2 protein-coding genes are annotated in these 1,238 nt (G+C 78.0%); both read right to left on the reverse strand.

From position 1 onward, the window contains the following. A partial coding sequence (locus AC2W7J_RS18240; RefSeq protein ID WP_485984189.1) for a helicase-associated domain-containing protein occupies positions 1-718 on the reverse strand: 718 nt, incomplete at its 3' end. Positions 719-953: 235 nt separating this feature from the next. Further along, positions 954-1,238 (reverse strand): hypothetical protein (locus AC2W7J_RS18245; protein WP_485984191.1); only part of this gene is annotated, 285 nt, incomplete at its 5' end.

A 1,238-nucleotide genomic window follows, 5' to 3' on the forward strand; every position in this document is an offset into this window, starting at 1 on the left:
GACGGCGGGCCGCGCGGTGCGCGGCGAGATCCGTGAGCCGGTCGCCGGGCTGCTCACGACGCCGCCCGATCCCTCGAGCGCCGGTGCGGCGCCGATCTCGCGCAGCGCCTCGAGGAGGGTCGACGGACCGCGGGGGAGACGAGGACGGTCGGTGCGAGCTGGCGCAGCTGCAGGTGGCCGAGGTCGCGGTGGCCGAGCAGCGCCTCGAGGTGCGTCGGGTCGTCGCTGCGCAGATAGCTGCCGGCGCTCCCGACGCGCAGCTGGCCGTGGCGCCGGCGACGTCGCGCACGAGGTAGTCGAGGGGCTGGGGCACGGGCGTCGCGCTGAAGCGGGCGAGCGACTCGAGCAGGTCGTCGGCGGTCCAGCCCGCGTCGAGGGCCCCGCGCAGCGCGGTCTCGGTGAACCGGTGCACGCTCGCGCCGCCCGGGACTCCAGGACCGAGCTGCGCCGCAGCACGGCGGCGAGCTCCGGCACCGGGGTGCCCGGCACGACCGCCGTGAGGTCGGCCTGGAGGAGCAGCTGGTCGACGGGGTCGGGGACGAGCTCGGCGAGCCGGTCGGTCGCCGCGGCCTTCGTCGCTGAGCAGCAGCCGGCCGAAGGAGCCGAGGGCGCCGCGGCCGGTGACCCCGAGCGTCTCGCCCTCGCGGAGCAGGGCGGCGATCACCTCGTCGGCCTGGTGCGGCATGCGGCGCGGGCGGCGCTCGTGGAGCAGGCGCACGACGGTGGCCGTGTCGGGGGGCGCTGCCGGCGGGGAGCGCGGCGAGGATCTCGAGCACCTCGTGGCGCAGCGCCCGCACCGGCGGACAGACCATGCCCTCGGACAGGGCGTTGACCCGCCCGCCGTCCTCGGGCGCGGGCGACGGACCGTCGCCCGCAGCGAGTGCAGCCACGGCAGGGCGAGCGCGCTCCAGCGCCGGGCGGGTGGCAGGCGCGCCAGTCGTCGACGCGGGTCGTCAGGCGCCAGGTCGGGTCGAGGGCGTGGTCGTCGGCGAGCAGGGCCGCGCCGAGGGCGAGCTCGAGCAGGAGCGTCGTGCCGGTCTCGTCGAGGTCGATGCGGGTGGCGAGGTGCGCAGGTCGCGCACCGCCAGGCCGCCGCTGCGCAGGACGCGCGGCCGCAGGTCGTCGGCGTGGTCGAGCAGCTCGTCGACGAGGCGACGAGCTCGGTGCCGAGGGCCGTCGCGGCCCGGTCGACGTCGTCGGGGGTCGTAGGTCGGCGGGGGGCGTGACCTCGCGACGGG

Source organism: Janibacter sp. CFPM2_SD2 (assembly GCF_057364645.1).